Origin of the sequence: Chitinophaga sedimenti, from assembly GCF_023156195.1 — a bacterium.
GTDB classification, from domain to species: domain Bacteria; phylum Bacteroidota; class Bacteroidia; order Chitinophagales; family Chitinophagaceae; genus Chitinophaga; species Chitinophaga sedimenti.
Genome location: NZ_JAKUKA010000001.1, coordinates 935,753 through 959,092, shown reverse-complemented (window position 1 = coordinate 959,092; position 23,340 = coordinate 935,753). Strand labels below are relative to the sequence as shown.

At 50.7% G+C, this 23,340-nt stretch carries 21 protein-coding genes and 2 pseudogenes; 13 read left to right on the top strand and 10 right to left on the bottom strand.

Annotated features, from left to right (window positions below):
- Positions 1–777 precede the first annotated feature (777 nt).
- A complete protein-coding gene (locus MKQ70_RS05560; protein WP_248069015.1) occupies positions 778–1,569 on the bottom strand; it encodes a FecR family protein in 792 nt (263 codons plus the stop codon).
- Positions 1,563–1,952, bottom strand: a complete 390-nt coding sequence (locus MKQ70_RS05555; RefSeq protein ID WP_248069011.1) for a hypothetical protein — start codon at positions 1,950–1,952, stop codon at positions 1,563–1,565. Before MKQ70_RS05555 ends, MKQ70_RS05560 begins: the two co-directional genes overlap by 7 nt.
- A 194-nt stretch (positions 1,953–2,146) precedes the next feature.
- Here MKQ70_RS05555 and MKQ70_RS05550 point away from each other — a divergent pair, with 194 nt between their 5' ends.
- The 10 genes and pseudogenes from MKQ70_RS05550 to mqnE all read left to right on the top strand — a co-directional run bounded on the left by MKQ70_RS05550 (position 2,147) and on the right by mqnE (position 12,566).
- The gene (locus MKQ70_RS05550) at positions 2,147–2,701 is read left to right on the top strand and encodes a type 1 glutamine amidotransferase domain-containing protein (protein ID WP_248069008.1); all 555 of its coding nucleotides are present in this window, start codon (positions 2,147–2,149) and stop codon (positions 2,699–2,701) included.
- A 573-nt stretch (positions 2,702–3,274) separates the two neighbouring features.
- On the top strand, positions 3,275–4,837 hold the full coding sequence (gene dnaE, locus MKQ70_RS05545) for a DNA polymerase III subunit alpha (RefSeq protein ID WP_248069005.1): 1,563 nt from the start codon (positions 3,275–3,277) through the stop codon (positions 4,835–4,837).
- The gene (locus MKQ70_RS05540) at positions 4,825–5,781 is read left to right on the top strand and encodes a DNA polymerase III subunit alpha (protein ID WP_308199418.1); all 957 of its coding nucleotides are present in this window, start codon (positions 4,825–4,827) and stop codon (positions 5,779–5,781) included. The genes dnaE and MKQ70_RS05540 overlap by 13 nt, the downstream gene beginning before the upstream one ends.
- Positions 5,768–6,421: a helix-hairpin-helix domain-containing protein gene (locus tag MKQ70_RS05535; protein ID WP_248069002.1), complete on the top strand. Its 654-nt coding sequence runs from the start codon at positions 5,768–5,770 to the stop codon at positions 6,419–6,421. The genes MKQ70_RS05540 and MKQ70_RS05535 overlap by 14 nt, the downstream gene beginning before the upstream one ends.
- Positions 6,422–6,468: 47 nt before the next feature.
- Positions 6,469–6,909: a single stranded DNA-binding domain-containing protein gene (locus MKQ70_RS05530; RefSeq protein ID WP_248068999.1), complete on the top strand. Its 441-nt coding sequence runs from the start codon at positions 6,469–6,471 to the stop codon at positions 6,907–6,909.
- A 117-nt stretch (positions 6,910–7,026) separates the two neighbouring features.
- Complete coding sequence (trxA, locus tag MKQ70_RS05525) at positions 7,027–7,344, top strand: thioredoxin (RefSeq protein ID WP_248068996.1); 318 nt, start codon at positions 7,027–7,029, stop codon at positions 7,342–7,344.
- A gap of 176 nt (positions 7,345–7,520) precedes the next feature.
- Positions 7,521–7,676, top strand: a complete 156-nt coding sequence (locus MKQ70_RS42005) for a Na+ dependent nucleoside transporter N-terminal domain-containing protein (protein ID WP_372489935.1) — start codon at positions 7,521–7,523, stop codon at positions 7,674–7,676.
- A pseudogene (locus tag MKQ70_RS05520) lies at positions 7,655–9,153 on the top strand (NupC/NupG family nucleoside CNT transporter). The gene MKQ70_RS42005 and the pseudogene MKQ70_RS05520 overlap by 22 nt, the downstream one beginning before the upstream one ends.
- A gap of 100 nt (positions 9,154–9,253) precedes the next feature.
- Positions 9,254–11,386, top strand: coding sequence for a M43 family zinc metalloprotease (locus MKQ70_RS05510; protein WP_248068988.1), 2,133 nt, complete (start codon positions 9,254–9,256; stop codon positions 11,384–11,386).
- Between the two features lie 70 nt (positions 11,387–11,456).
- Positions 11,457–12,566 carry an aminofutalosine synthase MqnE gene (gene mqnE / locus MKQ70_RS05505; protein ID WP_248081081.1) on the top strand — a complete coding sequence of 370 codons (1,110 nt, stop codon included), beginning with the start codon at positions 11,457–11,459 and terminating at the stop codon, positions 12,564–12,566.
- On the opposite strand, the gene MKQ70_RS05500 is transcribed toward mqnE, so the two are convergent.
- The gene (locus tag MKQ70_RS05500; protein ID WP_248068985.1) at positions 12,556–13,908 is read right to left on the bottom strand and encodes a Gfo/Idh/MocA family protein; all 1,353 of its coding nucleotides are present in this window, start codon (positions 13,906–13,908) and stop codon (positions 12,556–12,558) included. The two genes, mqnE and MKQ70_RS05500, sit on opposite strands and share 11 nt — an antisense overlap.
- A gap of 55 nt (positions 13,909–13,963) precedes the next feature.
- On the opposite strand from MKQ70_RS05500, the gene MKQ70_RS05495 reads away from it, so the two are divergent.
- A complete protein-coding gene (locus tag MKQ70_RS05495) occupies positions 13,964–14,467 on the top strand; it encodes a DUF192 domain-containing protein (protein ID WP_248068983.1) in 504 nt (167 codons plus the stop codon).
- 35 nt (positions 14,468–14,502) lie between these two features.
- Here MKQ70_RS05495 and MKQ70_RS05490 read toward each other — a convergent pair whose 3' ends face one another.
- The 7 genes and pseudogenes from MKQ70_RS05490 to MKQ70_RS05455 all read right to left on the bottom strand — a co-directional run bounded on the left by MKQ70_RS05490 (position 14,503) and on the right by MKQ70_RS05455 (position 20,840).
- A complete protein-coding gene (locus MKQ70_RS05490) occupies positions 14,503–14,856 on the bottom strand; it encodes a hypothetical protein (RefSeq protein WP_248068980.1) in 354 nt (117 codons plus the stop codon).
- A 50-nt stretch (positions 14,857–14,906) separates the two neighbouring features.
- Positions 14,907–15,383 carry a c-type cytochrome gene (locus MKQ70_RS05485; protein WP_248068977.1) on the bottom strand — a complete coding sequence of 159 codons (477 nt, stop codon included), beginning with the start codon at positions 15,381–15,383 and terminating at the stop codon, positions 14,907–14,909.
- Positions 15,380–17,001, bottom strand: a pseudogene (locus MKQ70_RS05480) (DUF7133 domain-containing protein). The gene MKQ70_RS05485 and the pseudogene MKQ70_RS05480 overlap by 4 nt, the downstream one beginning before the upstream one ends.
- Before the next feature lie 309 nt (positions 17,002–17,310).
- A complete protein-coding gene (locus MKQ70_RS05470) occupies positions 17,311–17,538 on the bottom strand; it encodes a hypothetical protein (RefSeq protein ID WP_308199417.1) in 228 nt (75 codons plus the stop codon).
- Between the two features lie 32 nt (positions 17,539–17,570).
- Positions 17,571–17,723, bottom strand: coding sequence for a hypothetical protein (locus tag MKQ70_RS05465; RefSeq protein WP_248068966.1), 153 nt, complete (start codon positions 17,721–17,723; stop codon positions 17,571–17,573).
- Positions 17,724–17,748: 25 nt separating this feature from the next.
- A complete protein-coding gene (locus tag MKQ70_RS05460; RefSeq protein WP_248068962.1) occupies positions 17,749–19,041 on the bottom strand; it encodes a coiled-coil domain-containing protein in 1,293 nt (430 codons plus the stop codon).
- Positions 19,035–20,840 carry a chromosome segregation SMC family protein gene (locus tag MKQ70_RS05455; protein ID WP_248068959.1) on the bottom strand — a complete coding sequence of 602 codons (1,806 nt, stop codon included), beginning with the start codon at positions 20,838–20,840 and terminating at the stop codon, positions 19,035–19,037. The genes MKQ70_RS05460 and MKQ70_RS05455 overlap by 7 nt, the downstream gene beginning before the upstream one ends.
- Positions 20,841–21,225: 385 nt before the next feature.
- Here MKQ70_RS05455 and MKQ70_RS05450 point away from each other — a divergent pair, with 385 nt between their 5' ends.
- Together MKQ70_RS05450 and MKQ70_RS05445 are read left to right on the top strand one after the other, a co-directional pair.
- A complete protein-coding gene (locus MKQ70_RS05450; RefSeq protein ID WP_248068957.1) occupies positions 21,226–21,378 on the top strand; it encodes a hypothetical protein in 153 nt (50 codons plus the stop codon).
- A 17-nt stretch (positions 21,379–21,395) separates the two neighbouring features.
- Positions 21,396–23,285 (top strand): FUSC family protein, encoded by a 1,890-nt coding sequence (locus MKQ70_RS05445; protein ID WP_372489934.1) that lies wholly within the window; start codon positions 21,396–21,398, stop codon positions 23,283–23,285.
- Positions 23,286–23,340 lie beyond the last annotated feature (55 nt).

Sequence of the window (23,340 nt, the reverse complement as noted above, 5' to 3'; positions counted from 1 at the left end):
CTGCCAAAAGCAAATCAGCCAGTAATTAATAATTACTTCTTAAGCTATGGATTGGAATAAATAGGATTTTAAATGCGACAGCTGGTGGTGAATCCACACGAAAAATCCTTCATTTAGCCATTAGCCATGCAATTCAAACCGACATGTTAGGGCCGAATATACGATTTTTATTCGTTAACGAGCCGTTATTAACACGCACTGCAACACAACCGCGTTACCATAAAAAATGAAAACATGGTTAATGCTATGTTAACGAAAAATGTATTCGGTATCCCTTCATTCTGAATGGATTGCAAAGACGCCGCAAAATAAAAAACCTTCTCGTAAATATGGAATATTTACGCAGATACTTTGTCTTAAGCTAAATTGGAGGTTAACATGGATGTACGGCGATCGATCGCGCAAATCAAGCTAAAAAGAGGGGCAAACCGTAATGGATATTTAAGCTAAACCGGATTCAGCAAACATGGATGGCGACAGCAAATGACAGCTGTCTTTAGCTAAAGGGGGTGTTAACAATGGATGCGAGGTGGATTACTTCAAACAAGGATGCAGTGCAATGCGGCACTTAAGCTGAATTGGAAAGGATCTTCAAACAACGAACGAGCACTGTCTGTTAGTAAGGGGTGCAAACAAGTTGCGGCTTTCACAGGATATGATGTAATATTGCTGTCTTAGGCTAAAAAAAAGGGAACCCTGGAAAGGTTTCCCTGTTAACATGGCTATATATTTAGAAATGGAGAAAAGCGAATTCATTATATACTCAACCTTCATTGTTTATTTGAAAGTTAATTGTCCCTTTTCTAATGTGTAATTTACTTTCCCGTCTGACAAGCGTTTTAATACGTCTAATGATTTCTGTATTGGTTTAGATTTGTCGATACGCAGCTTATAGCTGCCACCCTTCAGTCCGGGCCGGGCATATGCCACTTTAACATCGTACCAGCGCGCGAGGGCATCGCCTATTTCTTCCAGGGAGGCTTTATCAAAGTCGATAATACCATCTTTCCAGGTGAATGCCTTGTCGTCGCTATACTTGCTTACGGTCATGCTGCTGGCGGTTACAGTCGCCGCCTCACCAGGCTTAAGCACGGTGTCTTTACCCGCGCCTTGCATCATTATACTTCCGCTGCGCAAGCTGGTGATAATATTTTTGGGGTTATACGAGTTAACATTGAATGAAGTGCCCAGTACTTTAATTTGGGCAGCATGGCTGCGCACTATAAACGGCCGCTTCTCGTCTCTGGCCACATCAAAGTACGCCTCGCCGGTGAGCTCCACTTCCCTTACGCCTTCGTTGAAATCCACCGAAAACTTCAGGCTGGATGCCGAATTCAGGCGCGCCACAGTGCCATCGGGCAACTTAACAGAGTGCTGCTTACCTGCAGGCACTTCTAGGCTGGCTTTGCCAGCACCGGTTCCTTTACCGGCAGAAAGAACGAGTACCTCTTTGTCATTATTCAGGGTAACACTCCCAATGGTGAAAGGTTGAGCAGGCAGGGCATCGTTGAGGTTAACCACCCTGCCGCCGGGTAAAGTCAGATGTGTTTGTGTGTTTGTGGCTAACAAGCCAGGGGATGATGGCCGCTCTCCTCTGGGGTCCGGAACACGCTAATCCCAATGGCCAGTACTACAACTGCTGCCGCAGCACTGCCGATTGTCGCAAGTCGCACTACACGTGCTTTGCGCCGCTCGGCCAGCCTCTCGGGACCACGGTCCTCGTATTGTCGCTTAATGCGCTGCCAGCGCTGATTCGTTAATTCGGGGTCTTGCTGGCGTTTACTCTCCTCGGTAGAAAGATCGCGATCCCACTCCTCACACATCGCCCTCATTTCCGCGTCTTCCTTCAGCACATTTTCCAGTTCCTTCAGGTCATCTTCGCTGATGGTGCCTGAAACCTTCTGAACATATAGTTGCAATATGTAATGGCTTTTGTGCTTCATTCTATCCATAAAACGACAAGTTGTATCACGAGGGACCATATCATGAGAAAAAAATTTCAAAAAGTGGAGCAACTTTCTCAAAATAGGGATCTATGTGACTGATTTTCAACAAAAAGGTTTCAATAAAAATTTAAAAATAGTTTGCGGGGCATGGCAGGGTATTTGGGCCTCCCCTCTTATTTCAGACCGTAAAATACTATTCTATGGCAAATCTTACAGGTAAAAAAGTAGCGATCCTCACCGAAAGTGGGTTTGAGGAGGTAGAACTCACCAGTCCCAAAAAAGCACTGGAGGCCGCCGGCGTGCGGGTAGATATTATTTCCTCCCAAAAAGGAAAGGTGAAGGCGTGGGACCACGACCACTGGTCCATTGAACTCGAAGTCGACAAAACCTTCGACGAAGTGCAGGAGTCTGACTACGACGCCCTGCTGCTCCCCGGCGGCGTCATGAACCCGGACAAACTCCGCACCGAGCCCCGCGCCGTGGAGCTGGCCAACCAGTTTCTCGACAGCGGCAAACCCGTAGCCGCTATCTGTCACGGACCGCAGCTGCTCATCGAAACCGGCAAACTCGGTGGCCGTAAAATGACCTCCTACCCGTCGCTTAAAACCGACCTCACCAACGCAGGTGTAAGCTGGGAGGACAAAGAAGTGGTGGTAGACCAGGGACTGGTCACCAGCCGGTCGCCGAAAGACCTCGAGGCCTTTAATCGAAAGTTGATCGAGGAGTTAGGCGAAGGGATACATAACAGGAACTAAGGTAATAACAGGCGGTCCGGAAGGGCCGCCTTTTTTATTAGTTAGCTCACCGTCAATCACTTATGGCTTATCAGCCGCCATTGTATCCCCCGGACCATCCTTAATACATCCTTCGTTGATGCTTCGCTTATACTTCGTTCATCTTAGGTTCGAGGTAGGTTCCCGAACCTATCTTGAACCTACCTTGAACCTACCTTGAACCTAGGATGAACCTAAGATGTATAAAATATACCCCAAGGTGCCACGTCCTGAAATAGGTGTACGCCCATGTTAAGTAATCCGGATTAAGGTTTACACTTTGGCTCGTCCAACAGGTTTGTAGCGCTCAGCCGGGTCGTAAATGTATAGACCGTTTGACCGCGCCCGAGGCAACTTCCTGAAGCCCGTCACAATATTGAAATACTCACATTTGGCCAATCTCTATTTCTAACTAACTGATTGATAGTTAAAGAAAAACTCTTCAAAAACTGTGGATAAGGTGATTTTGTGATCTGGGGTAACTGTTGTTTTTTTGCTGGTTGGATGTAAAAGAAAAGCGGTCCCCGGCCGTTTAAACCTAATTAGACCGATTATATGAAGTTTTCTCACCTGCACGTGCATACGCAGTATTCCCTTTTGGACGGCGCCGCGGACATCAAGTCGCTTTACAAAAAATCGATTGCCGACGGCATGCCAGCCCTGGCCATTACGGACCATGGCAACATGTTCGGCGCGTTTTCGTTCGTTGCAGAGGCCTATAACAACAAGCTGAACCCGGAAGACCCGAAAGACAAACGCCTGAAGGTAAAGCCTATCGTAGGATGTGAGTTTTATCTCGTGGAAAACCGCCATAAGCGAGCGTTTACGCGTGAGGAAAAGGATATCCGCTACCACCAGGTTTTACTCGCCAAAAATGATGAAGGTTACCGCAACCTCATCAAGCTATGTTCCCTGGGATATATGGAAGGACTCTACGGTAAATATCCCCGTATCGACAAAGAACTGATCCTGCAATATCATAAAGGACTTATCGCTACCACCTGCTGCCTCGGCGCCTCTGTACCAAAAACCATCCTTAAAAAAGGAGAAGACGAAGGGGAAAAGGAATTCAAATGGTGGTTGGATATTTTCGGCGAGGACTTCTATGTAGAAATGCAGCGCCACGGTATTCCGGAGCAGGACAAAGTGAACGTGCTGCTCGTGAAATGGGCGGAGAAATACAATGTGAAAATCATTGCCTCCAACGACTCGCATTATGTAGACAGGGAAGACGCCAACGCGCACGACATCCTCCTGTGTATCAACACCGGCGAGAAAAAGAGCACGCCCACCATGAAGGACTTCGATGACGACACGGTGATGAAAAACAGGCGCTTCGCGTTTTACAACGACGAGTTTTATTTCAAGAGCACCGCGGAAATGACGAAAATATTCTCGGACATCCCCGCCGCCATTGACAATACCAACGAAATCGTGGATAAGGTGGAACTGCTGGACCTCAAACGCGACATCCTGCTGCCCAACTTCCCTATCCCACCACAGTTCTTCACGCAGGACCACTACCTCCGCCACCTCACCATGGAAGGCGCCCATCAGCGTTATACTGAAATGACGGCCGAAATTGAGGAACGCCTCAACTTTGAGCTCAATGTAATCGAGAACATGGGATTCGCCGGTTACTTCCTTATTGTATCCGACTTTATCAAAGCCGGCCGCGACCTGGGGGTATTTATCGGTCCCGGACGTGGTTCCGCCGCAGGTTCTGCGGTAGCCTACTGTATCGGCATCACCAATATCGACCCTATTAAGTATAACCTGCTGTTCGAAAGGTTCCTGAACCCGGAACGTAAGTCCATGCCCGATATTGATACGGACTTCGATGATGAAGGCCGTCAGAAGGTAATTGATTATGTAGTTGATAAATACGGCAAAAACCAGGTAGCGCAGATCATTACCTATGGTACCATGGCCGCCAAAATGAGTATCAAGGACGTGGCGAGGGTACTGGACCTGCCCCTGCAGGATTCCAACGCCCTGGCCAAACTGGTGCCGGACAAGCCCGGTATTCAGCTGGACAGGATATTCAACGCGCCTATAGAAGGCGATAAAAGTCTGCAGGACAAGGAAGGCCTGATGGGGAAGACATTGAGAACGTAAAAAAGCTGCGCGAACTCATTAAGGGCGAAGACCTGCAGGGCGAAGTACTGCGGGAAGCCTGCGTACTCGAGGGCTCCGTCCGCAACACAGGCATCCACGCGGCAGGTATCATCATTGCGCCCAAAGACCTGTCCGACCTCATCCCGGTATCCACGGCCAAAGACTCCGACCTGTTGGTTACGCAGTTCGAGGGCAGTATTATTGAATCCGCCGGTGTAATCAAGATGGACTTTTTGGGTCTGAAGACCCTTACCATCATTAAAGGTGCGCTGGACCTGATCAAACAGAACCACGGCATCACTATCAGTATTGACGATATTCCGCTGGACGACGAAAAGACTTATGAGCTGTACCAGAAAGGTGAAACCAACGGTACGTTCCAGTTTGAAAGTCCCGGCATGCAAAAATACCTGCGCGAGCTTCGCCCTGACCGGTTTGATGACCTGATTGCCATGAACGCCCTGTACCGCCCGGGTCCGCTGGAGTACATCCCCTTGTTTATCCGCCGTAAGCACGGTTTGGAAGAAACGGTGTACGACCTGCCGGAGATGGAGGAATACATGCGCGATACCTACGGGATCTCGGTATACCAGGAACAGGTAATGCTGCTGAGCCAGAAGCTGGCTAACTTCTCCAAAGGTGATGCGGACGTTCTCCGTAAAGCGATGGGTAAAAAGCAGAAGGCAGTACTGGATAAAATGAAGAAACAGTTCATGGAAGGTTGTAAAACCAACGGCCATGACCTTAAGATATGTGATAAGATCTGGACAGACTGGGAGGCATTCGCATCCTACGCGTTCAACAAATCGCACTCCACCTGTTACGCGTTCGTGGCTTACCAAACGGCCTACCTGAAGGCCCACTACCCTGCCGAGTACATGGCGTCCGTACTGAACAACGCCAACAACCTCGGAGAAGATCACTTTCTTTATGGAGGAATGTAAACGCATGGGTATTGATGTATTGCCGCCGGACGTGAACGAATCGTTCAAAGGATTTGCGGTGAACAAACAGGGACAGATCCGTTTTGGCCTGGCCGGTTTAAAAGGTGTGGGCGAGGGCGCGGTGGAAAACCTGCTGGAAGAACGCACTAAGAACGGCCCCTATTCTACCATCTGGGACATGATCAAACGCGTGAACCAGCGTGCGGTGAACAGGAAGTCGCTGGAGGCTATGGCCATGTCCGGCGCATTTGACTGTTTTACAGAACTGCACCGCGCACAATACTTCTATAAACCGGAGAACGATAATACTACCGGCCTGGAGAAGATCGTGAAGTTCGGGCAACAGGCCTCCGCGGGCAGCAGCGGCGCGGGTAGCCTGTTCGGCGAAATGGAGATGCCCGACGTAGTGCCGCCCAAAATACCGGCATGCGACCACTGGCCCCTCACGATTAAACTGAATAACGAAAGAGATATTACGGGTATCTATATTTCCGGTCACCCCCTGGACGACTACCGCTTTGAGCTGAAGTACTACAATATGAACACCATCCGGGAGGTATTGGATTACCAGCAAATGCTGCAGGCGCCGGGTGAAGATAAAAAGGAAAGGAACGCTCGTTCCGCCTCGCCATTTATGTAACAACGGCACAGGAGCGTATTTCCCGCAACAACAAGCAGTTCGGCATCATGGCGATGGAGGATTACACCGGTAAGTTCGAATTTGCCCTGTGGAGCGAAGATTACCTGCGCTTCATCAACTATATGAAAGCAGGCATCTGTTTGTTCGTAAACGCCGGCTTTAAACCCCGCCGCTTCAACGAAAACGAGTATGAGTTTAAAGTACAGAGCATCCAGCTGTTGCAGGAGGTGAAGAAAACACATACCCGCCAGGTAGCGTTGGTGACGATGCCGAAATTCCTGACGCCGGAAATTGTACAGTTCCTTTCGAAGAATGCGGCAGAGAACCCTGGCAAGGCAGAGCTGTACGTACAGCTGATCGACCGAGACGATAACCTTAGTATCAGGATGCACACGGTGAACAAGCACATCGAAATGAATGACGACCTGGCACACTTCCTGCAAAAACAGCCGGATATTGATGTGTATATAGATACTATCAATAAATAACCTGTCAAAAAAGCATTACTTTTACACCGGTTTAATATTTGCAGCGTATGAGGTATTGCGAGAAATTGTGGTAGTACGCTGAAAATCAATAATTATAAACTTTAAATTGCATAAACAATGGCTTTAGAATTCACAGACGCGAACTTTAAGACAACGGTGCTGGATTCGGACAAACTCACAGTTGTAGACTTTTGGGCTGAATGGTGTGGTCCCTGTCGCGCGATTGGTCCCGTTATTGAAGAGCTGTCTAAAGACTACGCGGGTAAAGTAAACGTTGGTAAAGTAAACGTTGACCAGAATCCGCAGGTGTCCTTCAACTATGGTATCACCAGCATTCCTGCTATCCTGTTCATCAAAAACGGTCAGGTGGTAGACAAACAAGTAGGTGCTGTACCTAAATCAGTACTGGATAAAAAAATCCAATCCAACCTTTAATAGATCTGATTAACTATACAAAGCGCTCCGTTACCGCGGGGCGCTTTTTTATGCTTTCCCGGCACATACGGCCGCCAGTGGTTGTATTTTACCTTTAAATATTCCCCTTTGATCGATAATTATTGCCGAAAAGCGTATTTTCCGTTTTATTTGTTAAAATCTAAATCAACTGCTGAATGACGTTTCACTGGGATAACCTGTTGCGTGGTGGAATTGGGATGTTGTTTCTGGTCGGGATCTGTTATTTATTGAGTAATAACCGGAGCGCCATTAATTGGAAATTGATCGGGATGGGCATTTTTGCCCGGTTATGTTCGCCCTCGGTGTACTGAATACGACAGTTGGCGGTCAGCCTGCCTTCTGGCTGGCTTTCGGCGTCATCCTTACCTACATAATTATCAATCGTATTATCAGGAAACGCGCAGCTGGTGAAAAGCCCGATGCAGGCGGCATGCTCCTCGGCATCGCCTGGCTGGTGGTATTCTTCGTGGGCATGATCCGCAGTAATACCTGGCCCAACCCCTCCCTGGCGCGTACATTGAGCATCCTCGCCATCGGCGGGCTCATTTACCAGCAGTATAAAAAGGAAAGCTTCGAGGCTATTAAATGGTCTATATTGGGCGCGCTGGTGTTGCTTACGGTGAGTGTATACATGCAATGGTGCCCCTCTGACGTATTCAGAACGGTGCTGGCCGTATGTTCGGATGCCTTCGTGGGCCTTATCAACCTGAGCCATAAAGGTACGGAGTTTATGTTCGGCGCTCTATCCGACCAGAAAGGTTCCCGGGCTTACATCTTTGCGATCCGTGTGTTACCAAACATCATCTTCTTCGCGGCATTATCCTCCATTTTATATTACCTGGGAGTTTTACAGAAGATCGTTTTCGTATTTGCATATTTACTGAACAAACTGAAGATATCCGGTGCGGAAAGCGTGTCTACCGCCGCCAACATCTTCCTGGGACAAACCGAAGCGCCACTAATGATACGGCCTTACCTGGAAAAGATGAACCGCTCGGAAATACTGTGCATCATGATCGGTGGCATGGCGAATACGGCGGGCAGTGTAATGGCGGCCTACGTGAACATGCTCGGCGGCGATGATCCCGGTCAGCAGCAGATGTTTGCGCTGCACATGCTGAGCCAGAGCATCATGAGTGCGCCGGCGGCCATTGTGTGTGCGAAGTTACTATTCCCGCAACCGGCTGAGTACGAGCTATTGAAAGACCTGAAGGTACCAAAAGAAAAACTGGGCGACAACTTCCTGGATGCGCTCTCCATCGGCACCACCGACGGCCTGAAACTGGCGGTAAACGTAGGTGCGATGCTGATCGTGTTTACCGCCATGATGTATGTGGCCAACGCCGGTTTGGAATGGGTGGGCGATATGACCAACCTGAATGCCCAAATTGACGTATCAACAGCAGGCCGTTACAAAACATTATCTTTGGAACTGATATTAGGCTATGTTTTTCACCGGTCGCCTGGCTCATTGGCGTACGAACGCCCGACCTGATGTCGGTAGGCCAGCTGCTCGGCGAAAAGACGATACTGAACGAATTTGTGGCATATGGTCATTTAGGGCAGATGAAAAGCAGCGGCGTATTAACCGATCCCAAGTCGATATTGATCGCCACCTATGCCCTCTGCGGCTTTGCCAACTTTGCCTCCATAGGCATACAGATTGGCGGCATCAGCCAACTGGCGCCTAACCAGCGTAAAAACCTGACGGAACTGGGCGTAAAAGCCCTTGTAGGCGGTACTATCGCCTGCCTGATGTGTGGTTGCATTGCGGGAGCGCTCTCCTGAAAAACGCGGTAACACCGCGGGAAACCTTTGAAAAACAAGCGGCAGGTCGTCATCCTGCTGCCTGCACGGATAAAACCATAGATTGATAAAAACAATTCCCTTGCGTACCGCGACTTTACTGCTCCTGATGAGCACCCTCATATGGCTGCCCGCAACTGCCCAACGCAAATGCGGCACGGCGGAAGCTTTACAAATACAACTGCAATCCGATCCGAAACTGAGGCTGCGGATACAAAGCATGGAACAGGAGCTGCAGCGTGTACGCCCCCTCGTAATGGCGAAAACAGCGGCCATCGTAACCATCCCCGTGGTAGTGCACATCGTGATGCAGAATCCCAACCAGGTAACCGATGCACAGGTACTTTCGCAGATACAGGTATTGAACGAGGATTACAGCGCCACGAATGCAGATATCTCAAAAGTACCCGCCATCTGGCAACCGCTGATCGGCGACGCCCAGCTGCAGTTTGCCCTGGCCGTACGCGCCCCCGATGGCTCCATGACCAACGGCATTATCCGCAAAACTACGACCCGCACTAACTTTAACGCACTGGCCAGCAGCGCTTCCGCGGTCAAACATAACAACACCGGCGGCGACGACGCCCGGGATTACCAACGCTATCTTAACATCTGGGTATGTGTGCTGGCCGACAACTATCTTGGTGTGGCCACGCCTCCCGGTAATGTATACCCGGCGTCTGAAGAAGGTATTGTCGTGACCTATACCGCCTTCGGTACCACGGGCACGGCGGCCGCGCCTTTTAATAAAGGCCGTACCGCTACCCACGAAATAGGCCACTACTTTGGCCTTAACCACATCTGGGGCGACGATGGCACAGCCTGTACGGGTACCGACAATGTAGCCGATACTCCTAACCAGGCGGGAGAATCTACCAGTTGCCCTACCTTCCCGAAGGTAGACGCCTGCTCTCCCACTGCTCCCGGCGTGATGTTCATGAACTACATGGACTACTCCAACGACGCCTGCATGTACATGTTCACCGCCGGCCAGGTGGCCCGCATGCTCAATGCACTGAACACGTCGTCGCGCAATGGCCTGTACACTTCCGATGGACTTGTCCCGGTAACGCAATATGCGCTGGACGCCTCGGTGACCGCAATATCCAACCCCAATGGAAAGATCTGCACCACCGGGCAAACCCCGATGGTCACGATCAAAAACATGGGTACCAATGCACTGACAAACGCCATCATCAGGTATAAAGTGGATAACGGGGCCGAGGTGAGTTATAACTGGACGGGCAACCTGTCAGCACTGCAAACCACTACCGTGCAGCTTCCGGCCTTTAACACCGGCGAAGGCGAACACTCGTTCACAGCTTACACGATATCGCCGAACGGCGGCACGGACGAAGATCCTTCGAACGATACCACCGTACAGGCTTTCCGGTACGATAATCCGGGTACCTTCCCATATACAGAGGGCTTTGAGGGCGATGTTTATCCGCCATATGGCTGGACACGGAACAATGCGGACAACAGCTTTACCTGGGAGAAGACGGAAGTAGCTGCTAAGTCAGGCGGCTATTCGGTTGTGATGCGCAACCTCGGTTACGCCTCTAACGGTCATATAGACGACCTGGTATCGCCGGTGTTCGATGGCAGTGCGAACGACTCGCTGTTCCTTTTCTTTGATATTGCCGCGGCCACGCAGACCAATACCAACGAGGTGGGCAATGTATGGGATACCCTGCAGGTGCTGATTACCACGGATTGCGGGCTTACCTATACAGAAGTGGGTTACAAGAAATGGGGTAAGACGCTGGTTACCCGCACCACTCCTACGACACAGGAGTTCGTACCCACGGCCGGTGAATGGCGCCGCGATAGCGTGGACCTCACGAAGTACGCGCACAATAAGAACTTCCGGGTGGTGTTCAGGAATACGACGAATTACGAAAACAACATCTACCTGGACAACATTAACCTGCAGGCGCGCGGTGTAAATCCGAACCTGCGCGAGAAAGGTATACTTGTTCGTCCAAATCCTTTCAGTTCAATGTTTTATGTAGACTTCCTGGAGTATCCGCAGGACCTGGAAACCGTGGGGGTTTATAACGTGTCAGGCAGGCTGGTACGCAGTGTAAGGCTGTCGGGACTGGTCAATAACCGCTATACTTTTGATTTGGTAAATGAGCCAAATGGTGTTTACTTTGTGAAGTTATTCTACAAGAACAAGGTAAGGACTTTTAAATTAGTGAAAGCACAATGATGACGAAAGAAACGTATCCTGCCCTGCCAACTATTCTCCGGAAGCATCGCTAGATCAAAGATTAAAACAGATTGCAGATAAGGTTTTAGGACAGGAAAGACTGACCCAGGAAGAAGGTGTTATACTGTTTGAGAAGGGGGATTTAGGATTTGTGGGGGCACTGGCCAATCACGTTAGGGAGAGAATGCATGGCGATAAAACTTATTTTAACAGGAACTTCCATATTGAGCCGACGAACGTTTGCGTATTTACCTGCAAATTCTGCTCTTACTCCAGACTGTATAAGAACCGGGAAGATGGCTGGGAACTGAGTGTTGAACAGATGATGCACATTGTGCAGAAGTATGACAACCAGCCGGTAACCGAGGTACACATCGTGGGGGGCGTTCACCCTAAGATGGACCTGAATTTCTTCTGCGAATTACTGCAACGCATCCGTGCACACCGCCCGGACCTTCATATTAAAGCCTTTACCCCTGTTGAGCTGGACTACATGTTCCGCAAAGCAAAACTAACGGTAGAAGAAGGCATGAAAAAGCTGTACGATGCCGGCCTGCAATCCATGCCCGGCGGCGGTGCGGAAATCTTCCACCCGGAGGTACGCAACGAAATCTGTCATGATAAAGTAGATGCAGATGGATGGCTGGCCATTCACCGTGCGGCGCACAACCCGGGCATGCACAGCAACTGTACCATGCTGTACGGCCACGTAGAGAAATTCTGGCATCGCGTAGACCATATGGAGCGCCTGCGTAACCTGCAGGACGAAACACATGGCTTCAACACCTTCATTCCGCTGAAGTTCCGTAACAAAGACAACGACATGGCCCACATCCCGGAATCTTCTGTGATCGAAGACCTCCGCATGTACGCTATCGCCCGTTTATACATGGATAACATTCCCCACCTGAAAGCCTACTGGCCAATGCTGGGCAGGAACAGCGCGCAACTCACGCTTGCTTTCGGTGTAAACGACCTGGACGGCACCATCGACGATACCACGAAGATCTATTCTATGGCCGGTTCTGAGGAGCAAACACCTTCCATGAACACCGCACAACTGGCCCTGCTGATCCGCCAGGCAGGCAGAAGGCCGGTAGAGCGCGACACGGTGTATAATGAGATCAAAGATTATACAGACGTGGAGTTCAGCGATAACGAGATTCTCGCTAAAGCGTAATATCTATCTTAGGAATACTTAAAAAGGCTGCATCTTTCGGGGTGCAGCCTTTTTGCTTTTTATACGGGGTACTTCCACTCCCCCTGTAAGCCCTTTTCAACAGGGCGTTGGCGGCATCGTCCTTTACAATCTTCTGCCCGTCCCACTCCACACTACGGCCCAGCTTATACGATAACATGCCCAGCAAACTCATATTGGTGCTGCGCTGCCCGATCTCTATATCACAAACAGGTCTTTGTTTCTTTTCTATTGATTCGATAAAATTCGACCACAATCCCGCGATATTCTGCTGATCAGGTAAGTCCAGCTGCGGGTCCCGGTGAATGATCTGCTTGTTTTTATCGGAAGGATAAAAAGTCCAGCCATCGAGCCAGCCCATGTGAAAGGTACCCTCGGTGCCATAGAAGTAGGCGCCGATATTGCTTTTCTCAGCCTCATTGCCCGCATACGTGCGGTGTTCCCAGGTAGCGGTAAAAGATTCAAATTCGAAGACAACGTTCTGTGTATCCGGCGCATCGGTATTATCCTGTTTGATGTGCCGCGCGCCCGAGGAGTATACTTTACGCGGATGCTTTTCCTCCGTCCACCACAGGATCTGATCCATCCAGTGAATGCCCCAGTCGCCCAAAGTACCGTTTGCATAATCGAGAAAATTGCGGAAACCCTTTGGATGAATAGCGGGATTGTAAGCCTTCATAGGCGCAGGTCCGCACCACATGTCCCAGTCTATTTCCTTCGGTGTTTCCTGGTCGGGCACCGGTTTGCCGGCGCCACCCGGGTAATGCACGAACGCCCGCACCATGCCTATCTTGCCCGCTTTACCGGAGCGCAGGAAGTCCATGCCCGAAATATTATGCGGCGATACCCGGCGATGCGTGCCTACCTGCACGGTTTTACCATATTTGCGGGCGGCGCTCACCATGGCATATCCTTCTAAAATGGTATGGCTGATAGGCTTTTCCACGTATACATGCGCCCCCTGCTCGATAGCCGCGATCGTAATCAGCGGATGCCAGTGGTCCGGCGTAGCCACGATCACGATTTCGGGCCGCTCCTTCTGTAATAGCTCACGGTAATCCCTGTACACGCGCGGTTTGTCGGACGTCAGTTTGTTGATTTCTTCCATGGCTTTGGCCGACTGACGCGTATCCACATCCGCAATCGCCACCAGTTTGCACGCGCCATGTTTAAGCGCACAGCGCAAAATATTCATGCCCCACCAGCCGGAGCCAACGAGCGCAAGTTTATATTTTTCGGTACGTTGCAGGGACGTTAACAATGGCAGTGCAGACCAGGCTACACCTGCTTTGGCGGAGGAAGACAGGAAATCTCTACGATGCATGTACGTGGAATTTTAGCTAACCTAATATAGTGATCTTTCTTATCTTTCCATAACTATGAACATCTTACATTATAGTCTGATAGGCGCATTACTCGCCGTAAACGCCTGCAACACCAAACCCAAACCGGCTGCGGACAACACCACTGCCGCCGCGGACCAGGGTCCGGCTTTCACGAAGGAAGGTGAACTATACTTCATCAGCCATACCAGCAACGATACGATCAGCAAAATTGATATCGAACTGGCCACCACCGACGAAGAACGCGCCACCGGCCTGATGTACCGCCGCCAGATGGACGAAAACCAGGGCATGCTCTTCATTTTTGAGGCAGAAAGCCAGCAGTCGTTTTACATGAAGAACACGTACATCCCGCTGGACCTGGTATATGTGAACGCGCAACAGGAGATCGTTTCTGTTACCAAGTACGCTACACCGATGTCGGAGAAGAGCTTGCCCTCTTATAAAGAGGCAATGTACGTGGTGGAGGTGAATGCCGGGTATATAGACCGGCATAAAATTGCGTTTGGGGATAAGATCTCATTTACAAGAAATAAATAAAAAGGCTGCCCGTGCGGCAGCCTTTCGTCAATATCCTAATCCTTCTTCTTTGGTTCTTTCGGCGGTGGCGGTGGCGGAGGAGGAGGCGCTGTCTCGGTTTTCTTCACTTTCGGTGGCGGTGGCGGAGGAGGAGGAGGCGCTGTTTCAGTTTTCTTCACTTTCGGTGGCGGTGGCGGAGGAGGAGGAGGCGCTGTTTCAGTTTTCGTCACCTTCGGCGGTGCAAACTTCACCTCTTTCTCTTTGACAGGCGTTTTGTCCTGCTTCACCACGGGTGGTGCAAACTTTACAGATGGCTTGTCTTCCCTGGGTGCTTGTTTTTTTGCCGGCTGCTGTGACATGGCAACACCTGCCACAGTCATCGCCAGGCACGATAACAGGAGTTTTTTCATATATCAGGAATTTAGAGGAAGATGCACTTCGAACTAAATTCCATAAGCTATTATAATTTTAGCACTTCCTCTATCGTAAACGCCTTCTTCTGATTCCTGAGTTTTTTCCGCACATCCTGCACGTCTTTCTCCGTAATCTTTTCCGCATTGTTGCTCCATGCCTTTCGCAGGAAACTGAGCAACTGCGCGATATCTGCATCCGAGAATTCGTCATTGTTGCCGATACCGGGCATATCACCACTGATCTCCGGCGCTTTATACAACTTGCCGTTTACTTCCACCGGTCCGGTAAGGCCGTACAACACAATGGCAATCAGCCGTTGCCGTTCACCGTTTACCCACTGCGATTCGTTCAGCGGCGGCGCGAGGGACTGAATACCGTTGCCATCGGGGCCGTGGCAGGTTTGACAAACGGTGGTGAATATCTTGTGGCCACGTGGGTAATCCTTCAGGATCGCGTCGCTTAGCGTTGCTTTTTTACTTTCAGCAATATCGCGCAGCACTTTCTGCAGGCGTTTATTGATCACGAGGGCCGTATCTGCATTCCAGACGTAATGCTGGCGAGCAGTTCCTTTTCCTTACCACCGCTGGCAGCGATCACTGCATCCGCCACATAGCGGTTGTTGGCGTACAGGCGACTCAGTTGCGTTAGCAGCGCATCGGCCGCCGCTGCGTCGTATTTGCGCAGGAAAGGCGCCAAATAACCCAGCATTGGCGCGATACGGGGATCGGTGTCAAAAGTCTTTAACAGGCTGATAATGGCCGCCTGGTTGCCGCTGTTCAATATCGATGGCAGGGTGGCCATTGCATGTTTTTTCAGCTGCCCGTTCCCTTGCAGTAATAATGGTTTCACCAGCTCGTAGTCCAGTGCATGCATACCTTCCAGCGTCCAGAGTGCATGGAGCAGCCCGATAGGCTTCGCCGTATTGCTCAAACGCGCTTTTAGTAAAGGAATCGCCTCAGCGGGACGCCTGTCTACCAGCAACTGCTGCGCTTCATCGCGCACCCAGCCGTTGTGGTGATCAAGCAGTGCTACGAGCCCTGCCGGCGGCACATTGAAGTCCGGCATCACCGCCTGTTTACCTTTAGGTGCTATGCGGTAAATGCGACCGCAGTTCAGCGGCAGCGTAAGACCGCGCATGCGGATCTCGTTCTTTAAATAATCTGTGAGATAAGTTTTATGCTGGATGATGCCACGGTACATATCCAGTACGTACATGGCGCCATCGGGACCGGTGTAGAGGTTCACAGGACGGAAGCGTTCGTCGGTGCTGGCAACAAATTCGCTGTCTGCATACGCCTGCCGGCCTACTACCGCGTAATCGCTGTCGTGCAGGATATTACGCTTAATAAGGTTACCGGAAGGCTCGGCTACAAAGCCATTGCCTTCGTAGGCCGCGCCGAACAGGCCGCCACGGTAAATCAGCGGGCCACATGCCGCGGTGAAGTTCACCAGGCGCAGACTATCGGTGAGCATACCTTTCGAATAACCGCGGTTAATGCCCGGCGTGGCGCGCATCGGGTATACGCGGTTGCTTTTTACCACGCGCTCCGTGTAGCCTGCAACATCCCGCTGCTGGCGATTTTCCGCGCCAAAGCCGGGAGGAAAGTAATCGCCTTCGAGGTTTACGGAGTTATTATTTACATACAGGCGGCCATAATCGTCCTGCGATATGCCCCACTGTCCGCGGAAATGCGTTTTCTCTATGATCCACTGTGCACCCTGCTTCCGGTATCGTTTGTCTGATTTGGCATTGTAAATCCAGTTATCCATTGCCCGCAGCAGGCCATTCGGCTGATGCTCCACATTGCCTTCCGCTGCATAGGCGGAATCTACCAGCGTTCTGCGCCCCGGCTGGTCGCCATTGCGCTCGTAGTACCAGAGGCGCGGCGGTTCCGCCACCAGTACGCCATTTTCGATCAGGCATATGGCGCGGGGCAGTACCGGGGAGTCGAGAATACGCTGCGCTTGTCGACAAAACCGTCTTTATCACTATCTTCTAAAATCACCACTTTGCCATTCTTCATGTCTTCGCCGGAGCCCGTGGTATCGGGCATATAACCCGTCATCTCCACCACCCACATGCGCCCACGTTCATCGAACGTCATCGCAACGGGCGTGATTACCTGTGGTTCGGACGCCACCAGGTTAATGGAGAAGCCACTTTCAACATGAAAAAGTGCCAGCGATTGCTGTGCCGATATCACCGGCGACTTGTCAAATTCGCGGCGGGCCGCCAGGAATCGGCGGCGCGTTTGTTGTCGGCCGTGGAATCGCCGCAACTAGCTGCCAGCAAGCATATGGCCGACAGCAACAGAGGATGTAGTCTTGTTACCTTCATTAATTTCTATCGATTGCAAAAACCGTCTTTAAAAACAGGTTGCACAAAATAGGAGGAAATTTGAAAAATGTCCTTAAAAATGAATTAAACGGGAGGAACGGTAAATAAGTGGTTAGTTCAGGCTTCTGAAATCCACCGGTACCAGCTTGCTCACCCCGGGCTCCTGCATGGTTACGCCGTAAATAACGTCGACCGAGGCCATGGTTTGCTTGTTGTGCGTAACAATGATGAACTGCGAGTTATCGGAGAACTTGCGGATCATGTTAGTGAACTTACCTACGTTCGCATCATCCAGCGGAGCGTCCACCTCATCGAGGATACAGAACGGCGCGGGTTTAATGAGGTAGATGGCAAACAGCAGCGCGGTCGCGGTCAGTGTTTTTCACCACCAGACAGCTGTGTAATGGCAGCGGGACGTTTACCTTTCGGCTTCGCAATGATCTCGATGCCCGTATCGGCCAGGTTAGACGGATCGTTAAGGATCATGTCACACTGGTCTTCTTCGGTAAACAGGGCCTTGAACACGCGGATGAAGTTCTCTTTTACCTGGTTAAAGGTATCCGGGGAACTTCTGGTTAGCGGTACTTTCCACTTCCCGGATAGTGGCCAGCAGGGATTCTTTCGCCTGCACCAGGTCGTTCTTCTGCTCCAGGATGAACTCGTAACGCTTCTTCATTTCCGTATAGGCTTCGATCGCGGTCGGGTTAATCTCGCCCATATTCTCCAAACGTTTCTTTAAACGCTCCGCGCTGCCGGTCAGTTCGTCTGCGGAAAGCGTACTGTTACGCGCTTCATCGAGTATTTCGTCGAGGTTGACTTTAAATTCCACGCTCAGGCGCTCTTTCATAGAGGCCAGTTGCAGTTTCAGTTCGTTCACCTTGTCTTTGATGATGGTGAGCGCCTGGTCCATCTGTTCACGGCTGCGTTGCTTGGCACGGAGGGCGGTTTCACGCTCCGTGAGCATATTGCGGAAGTTGTAGTACTCCTGGTCTTTTTCGTTCAGCTCCTTCTCCTCTTCTTCTTTCTTGCGGAACAGCTCTACGAGACCATCTTCCGCCGCCGCCAGTTTATCTTCCGCGGCCGACAGGTTGGCTACGGTATCTTCCAGCTGGGTTTTATTGCTGGCGATCTGCGTGTGCAAATCGGTTAATTGCTTGCGTTTGAATTCCAGCTCCTGTTTCAGCCCCGCTACTTTACTCTGCTGGCGGGTATGCTGCAGGTTCTGGTTATTAAACTGCACATTGGCCTGGTTAAACTGGGCCTCTGCTTCCTGCGCGCCACGATCGGCATCCACGATGCTGTCGTGCAGTGCATGTACGCGGTCATTCAGGGAGTCCAGTTCATCGCGCACATCGGAAATGCTGTCGATGTTCGTTTGCAACGACTGCTGCATCTCGGCCAGGCGTTTATCCCCTGTTTCGATCAGGTGATGGAAGTTTTCGATCCTGTTCTGCAGGCCGAAAACCTGGTTGTTCATCTGGTTGATGCGCTCCTTGAGGGAGTTAATATTATTTTCGTTCAGCTGGCTGTTGAAACCCAACACCTGGTTGTGTTTCTCCCGGATCTGATCGCGCAGGTCGCCCACCGTGTTTTCCAGCTCGCGGATCTCTGCTTCCAGTTTTTCCAGGTTCTTGGCGCGACCGAGCTTTTTACCTTCGAACAGTCCTACAGAACCACCGCTAAAGCTGTATTTGCCACGGTGCATGCGGCCGCTTTTCTCGATGATCAGCACATCCTGTTCGGGCAGCTGGCCAAAATCAATAGCCGTCACATCTTCCGTGATAAAAACTTTCGCTAAAAGGTAGTTGCCGAGACCTTTATACTTCTCATCGATCTCTACCACATCCAGTGCGGGAATGGTGCCGGGAGGCGTAAACAGTGCGCCGCCCTGGTGATTGAACTGATCGAGGATAAAAAGTTGGCCTTCCCTTTCTTGTTCGCATCCAGCAGGTGGATGGCCTGTACGGCTTCCTCTGCATTGTTTACCACGTAGTAGTTCAGGTATGGCTCCAACAGGTTCTCCACGCAGGTGCGGTATTCTTCCTTACAGAAAAACACATCGCTCAGGATGGGCGCCTTATTATTCCATTCGTTATTTTTCTTGAGGAACTTGATGCTTTCCGGGTAACCTTCCGGGCTGTCTACGAGCGACTTTAACAGGTCGTATTCGTTCTTTTTGCTGTCCAGTTTACGGTTTTCATCTACCAGCTTATCGCGCAGTGCTTCAATGTCGGATTGTGTAGCGAGGATTTTGCCCTTGGTCTCTTCCCGGAAGCGGACCATTTCTTCGAGCTCGTCCTTTCTTTGATCTACGGTGTCCTGGAGAATTTCCTTCTCCTCTTTCAGTTGCTGGATCTGGGTTTCGCGGGCAGCTTTTTCTTCCTGTAACTGCTGGATGCTTCTTTGCAGGTTTTGCACGGAAGTATCGGCTACGGCCACTTTCTTTTCGGCTTCAAACTGCTGGCGCTGCCATTGTTGCTGATCGCGGCGCAGGTTTTCGAGGGCCAGTTTCTTTTGCTGGAACTGTTCCTTTTTGCCATCCACCATTTCCTGCAACGTTTCCAGTTCGTCCTGCATCGACTCGAACACTTCCGCTTCGTCTTCGCTCTGACGTTGTGTGAAGCTGATAGATTCGGTGAGGCCCTGCAGGTTGCTTTCGGCGTTGTTGAGGAAGTCGGTTAAGTTCTTTTCCCTTTCACGGAGATAGGTCAGCTGCTGGGAAGCAAGGTTCTTATCGTTTTCCTTGGTGCGGATGGTAGATACGAGTTCATTGAAAGAACGCTGCATCACCTGCAATTCGCGCTCTTTGGCCACGAAGTGCAGTTTGTCCTCTTCTACGGAAGCCTCCTCTGTGGCGATTTCCGCTTCGAGGGCCGCTTTCTTGTCGATCTCCGCCTGCTGCTGGTCGGTAAGGTCCCTGAACGTCACGTTAAAGCCTTCCAGTGCCGCTTTGGCGAGTTCTATACTGATCTCTTTATATTCCTTTTTGATTTCGTAGAAGCGTTCCGCTTTACGGGCCTGACTTTCGAGTGTTTTTAAGTTGTTGTTGATCTCGAACAACAGGTCCTCGATACGGTTTAGGTCACCTTCGGTGGCGTCTAACTTGGATTTGGCTTCCTTTTTACGGGTTTTATAGATGGAGATGCCCGCTGCCTGTTCCAGCATGCGGCGACGGCTGTTTTCTTTATCCTTGATGATATCGTCTACCATGCCCAGCTCGATAATGGCGTAGGAGTCAGTGCTCACCCCGGTGTCCATAAAGAGGTTGTGGATGTCTTTGAGGCGACAGGCCACATCGTTGAGGCGGTATTCGGAATCGCCGTTCTTATAAAACTTACGTGTAATAGTAACTGTAGTAAACTCGGTAGGGAGTACGTTCTTAGTATTTTCAAAGGTGAGGCTTACCTCGGCCATACCGCTCGCGGAACGGGTACGGGAACCGTTAAACACAAGTCCGGCCTGGTTTTCGGAACGCAGGTTACTGATCTTGTGCTCCCCTATCACCCAGCGGATAGAGTCGATAATATTACTTTTGCCGCAACCGTTGGGTCCAATTACTCCCGTAACGCCCTCATCGAAGTGCAATACGGTTTTATCGGCAAAACTTTTAAATCCTTTGATCTCTAATGTTTTTAAGCGCACTGGTCCTTTTTTAAATAAGCCGTCAAAGATATAATTTTAAACCATACCTCCATTAAAATTAGCCATTGGCCTGTGAACCAAGGGGTTAGCCGGTTTTCTCTCCCCGATATGGTCGAAAAGGATACGTAATATAAATGTCTCCTTTAAAACCCGGGGCTTTTTTATGCACAGTTGTTGATATCGTATCCGGGCACATCATTTGTCATTGGTCGGAATACAGTTAATCGTACCTTTGTAATTAAATCAATTTCATTCGTTTGCAGACAGCACGTTGGCTCAAAGAAGTAAAGGCATTCCTCTATAGCTACCATTTCAGCAACGGTTTGCGCACCTCCCTGAGCGTAGTCGTTCCCTCCGTTATTTTCGCCATGCAGGACCGCCGGATGTGGGCATCGCCATTTCGATGGGCGCCTTATGTACCGCCCTGGCCGATGTACCCGGCACCATCATCCATAAACGAAACGGCCTGCTGATCAGCACTACGCTTATCTTTATCACCGCCCTTGTAACGGGGCTGGTGGCCTCCAACACCGGCTGACGGCCGGGTGGGTAGCCGTGTGCGTGTTCTTTTACTCCATGTTGCTCGTATATGGCAACCGTGGCGGTAACATCGGCATCGGGTGTTTGCTGGTGATGGTCTCCACGATCGGCGAGCAGCTACCCATGGGCAAAGCCATAGAAGCCTCGTTCCTCGTACTTTCCGGCTGTATCTGGTACTCGCTGCTGGCCCTCCTGCTCTGGCAGATACGGCCTTACCTTACGATCCAGCAAACGTTGGGCGACTGTATACAGGAAACGGCCGACTACCTCCGGCTACGCGCGAATTTTTATAAAGATGATATTGATATCACCGAGAACTATAAATCCGTACTGGCCCAGCAGGTACTCGTAAACGAGCGCCGTGAAGCCGTGCGCGAACTGTTGCTGAAGATGCGCTCCGCACAGCAGGGCACCACGTCTATCAGTAAAAGCATGGTACTCATATTCCTGCACATGACCGATATGCAGGAGGAAATCATGGCTTCCCAGATTGACTATACGTCGCTGCAAAAGAACTATAAAGGCACTCCTTTGCTCGCCCAGCTGCATAATACCATTTTACAGGTAACGGAGGAACTGGAATCTATCGGCATGTCGGTGGCGGCGGGACAACGGTCCCTACCCAAAATGAACCTGAAGCTGGAGATAGAAAAGGTGAAGCGGGAAATAGACGCTTACCGCCAGCGTATGCCTACCCTGCGCGAGCGAAGCGCAAAATTGCTGCCGCTCACCAATGTGGTGGATAATCTGCAACACATTGCCCAACGTATTTATAACCTGCACCGCCTTACGCGCCTGGAGCGGGTGAAGGATGAAGAAATAGACCCACAGCTGGAACTGTCCAGGTTCACCACCCGCCAGCGGTACGACTTTGAAACCTTCCGGAATAACCTGTCTTTTAATTCGCACCTGTTCCGCCACGGCATCCGTACCAGCCTGGCCATGGTAACAGGCTACCTCCTGGGGCATGCACTGGATATCAGCCGTACCTACTGGATACTGCTCACCATCGTGGTGATCATGAAGCCCGGCTTCAGCATGACGAAGTCACGCAGCTACCAGCGTATGATCGGTACGATCATCGGGGCGTTGTTCGCGGTGGGCGTATTATTTCTCACCCAAAACCATACGGCAATATTTATCATCATGCTGATATGCATCATTGGCGCATATAGTACGATGACCTATAATTATACGGTGAGTGTGGTGTTTACAACGCCCTTTATCGTATTCCTGCTGCACTTCCTCTACCCGGCCGACTTTCAGAACATCAGCCTGCGCGTACTGGATACCCTCATCGGCGGCGCGATCGCATTTACGTTCAACTACATCTTCTGGCCCAGCTGGGAGTATCGCTTTTTACCCGACTACATGTTTAAGATGCTGCACGCCAACCGGCAATATTTTTTGCAGATCATGAAACTGTATACGGGACAGGCATTTTCGATGAACGATTATAAACTGGCTCGGAAAGAGGTGCATGTAAGTACGGCGAACCTGATGGCGGCCTTCCAGCGGATGCTGTCGGAGCCGAAGAATAAACAGAAGAATGCGTCGGAAGTATATCATTTCGTGGTGCTGAGCCACTCCTTGTCGTCCCACATTGCACAGCTGGCGCACTATGCCTTGCAGCACCAGATCAAATACCCGCGGGTAGAGTACCCTGCAATCGCGGATTACATCGTGTCGATAATAGACCAGGTGGAACATTACATGCAGACGGGGGCACATATTGAAGATATGCCCAAACTAGGCGCTTTCCAGGAACTGGAAGGTCACCTGGATAGTGTGCTGGCCATTCGCCAGAGCAGATCAACCTGGGACAGGGACACACCCCTGCCCGCGAAGAGATGCTGGAGATCAAACACGTGCGCGATCAGCTGCACGCGATCTATTCAGTCTTAAAAGATATGAAAAAGGCCGCCGTTCACGCCTCCGCGATCACGCAGAACTGATCCGT

What these genes read in the sequence shown, in the direction of transcription:
- MKQ70_RS05555 (WP_248069011.1), bottom strand. Translation starts at nt 1,952, where the DNA reads ATGGATAGAATGAAGCACAAAAGCCATTACATATTGCAACTATATGTT.
- MKQ70_RS05550 (WP_248069008.1), top strand. Translation starts at nt 2,147, where the DNA reads ATGGCAAATCTTACAGGTAAAAAAGTAGCGATCCTCACCGAAAGTGGG.
- dnaE (WP_248069005.1), top strand. Translation starts at nt 3,275, where the DNA reads ATGAAGTTTTCTCACCTGCACGTGCATACGCAGTATTCCCTTTTGGAC.
- MKQ70_RS05535 (WP_248069002.1), top strand. Translation starts at nt 5,768, where the DNA reads ATGGAGGAATGTAAACGCATGGGTATTGATGTATTGCCGCCGGACGTG.
- MKQ70_RS05530 (WP_248068999.1), top strand. Translation starts at nt 6,469, where the DNA reads ATGGCGATGGAGGATTACACCGGTAAGTTCGAATTTGCCCTGTGGAGC.
- trxA (WP_248068996.1), top strand. Translation starts at nt 7,027, where the DNA reads ATGGCTTTAGAATTCACAGACGCGAACTTTAAGACAACGGTGCTGGAT.
- MKQ70_RS42005 (WP_372489935.1), top strand. Translation starts at nt 7,521, where the DNA reads ATGACGTTTCACTGGGATAACCTGTTGCGTGGTGGAATTGGGATGTTG.
- MKQ70_RS05500 (WP_248068985.1), bottom strand. Translation starts at nt 13,908, where the DNA reads ATGCATCGTAGAGATTTCCTGTCTTCCTCCGCCAAAGCAGGTGTAGCC.
- MKQ70_RS05495 (WP_248068983.1), top strand. Translation starts at nt 13,964, where the DNA reads ATGAACATCTTACATTATAGTCTGATAGGCGCATTACTCGCCGTAAAC.
- MKQ70_RS05490 (WP_248068980.1), bottom strand. Translation starts at nt 14,856, where the DNA reads ATGAAAAAACTCCTGTTATCGTGCCTGGCGATGACTGTGGCAGGTGTT.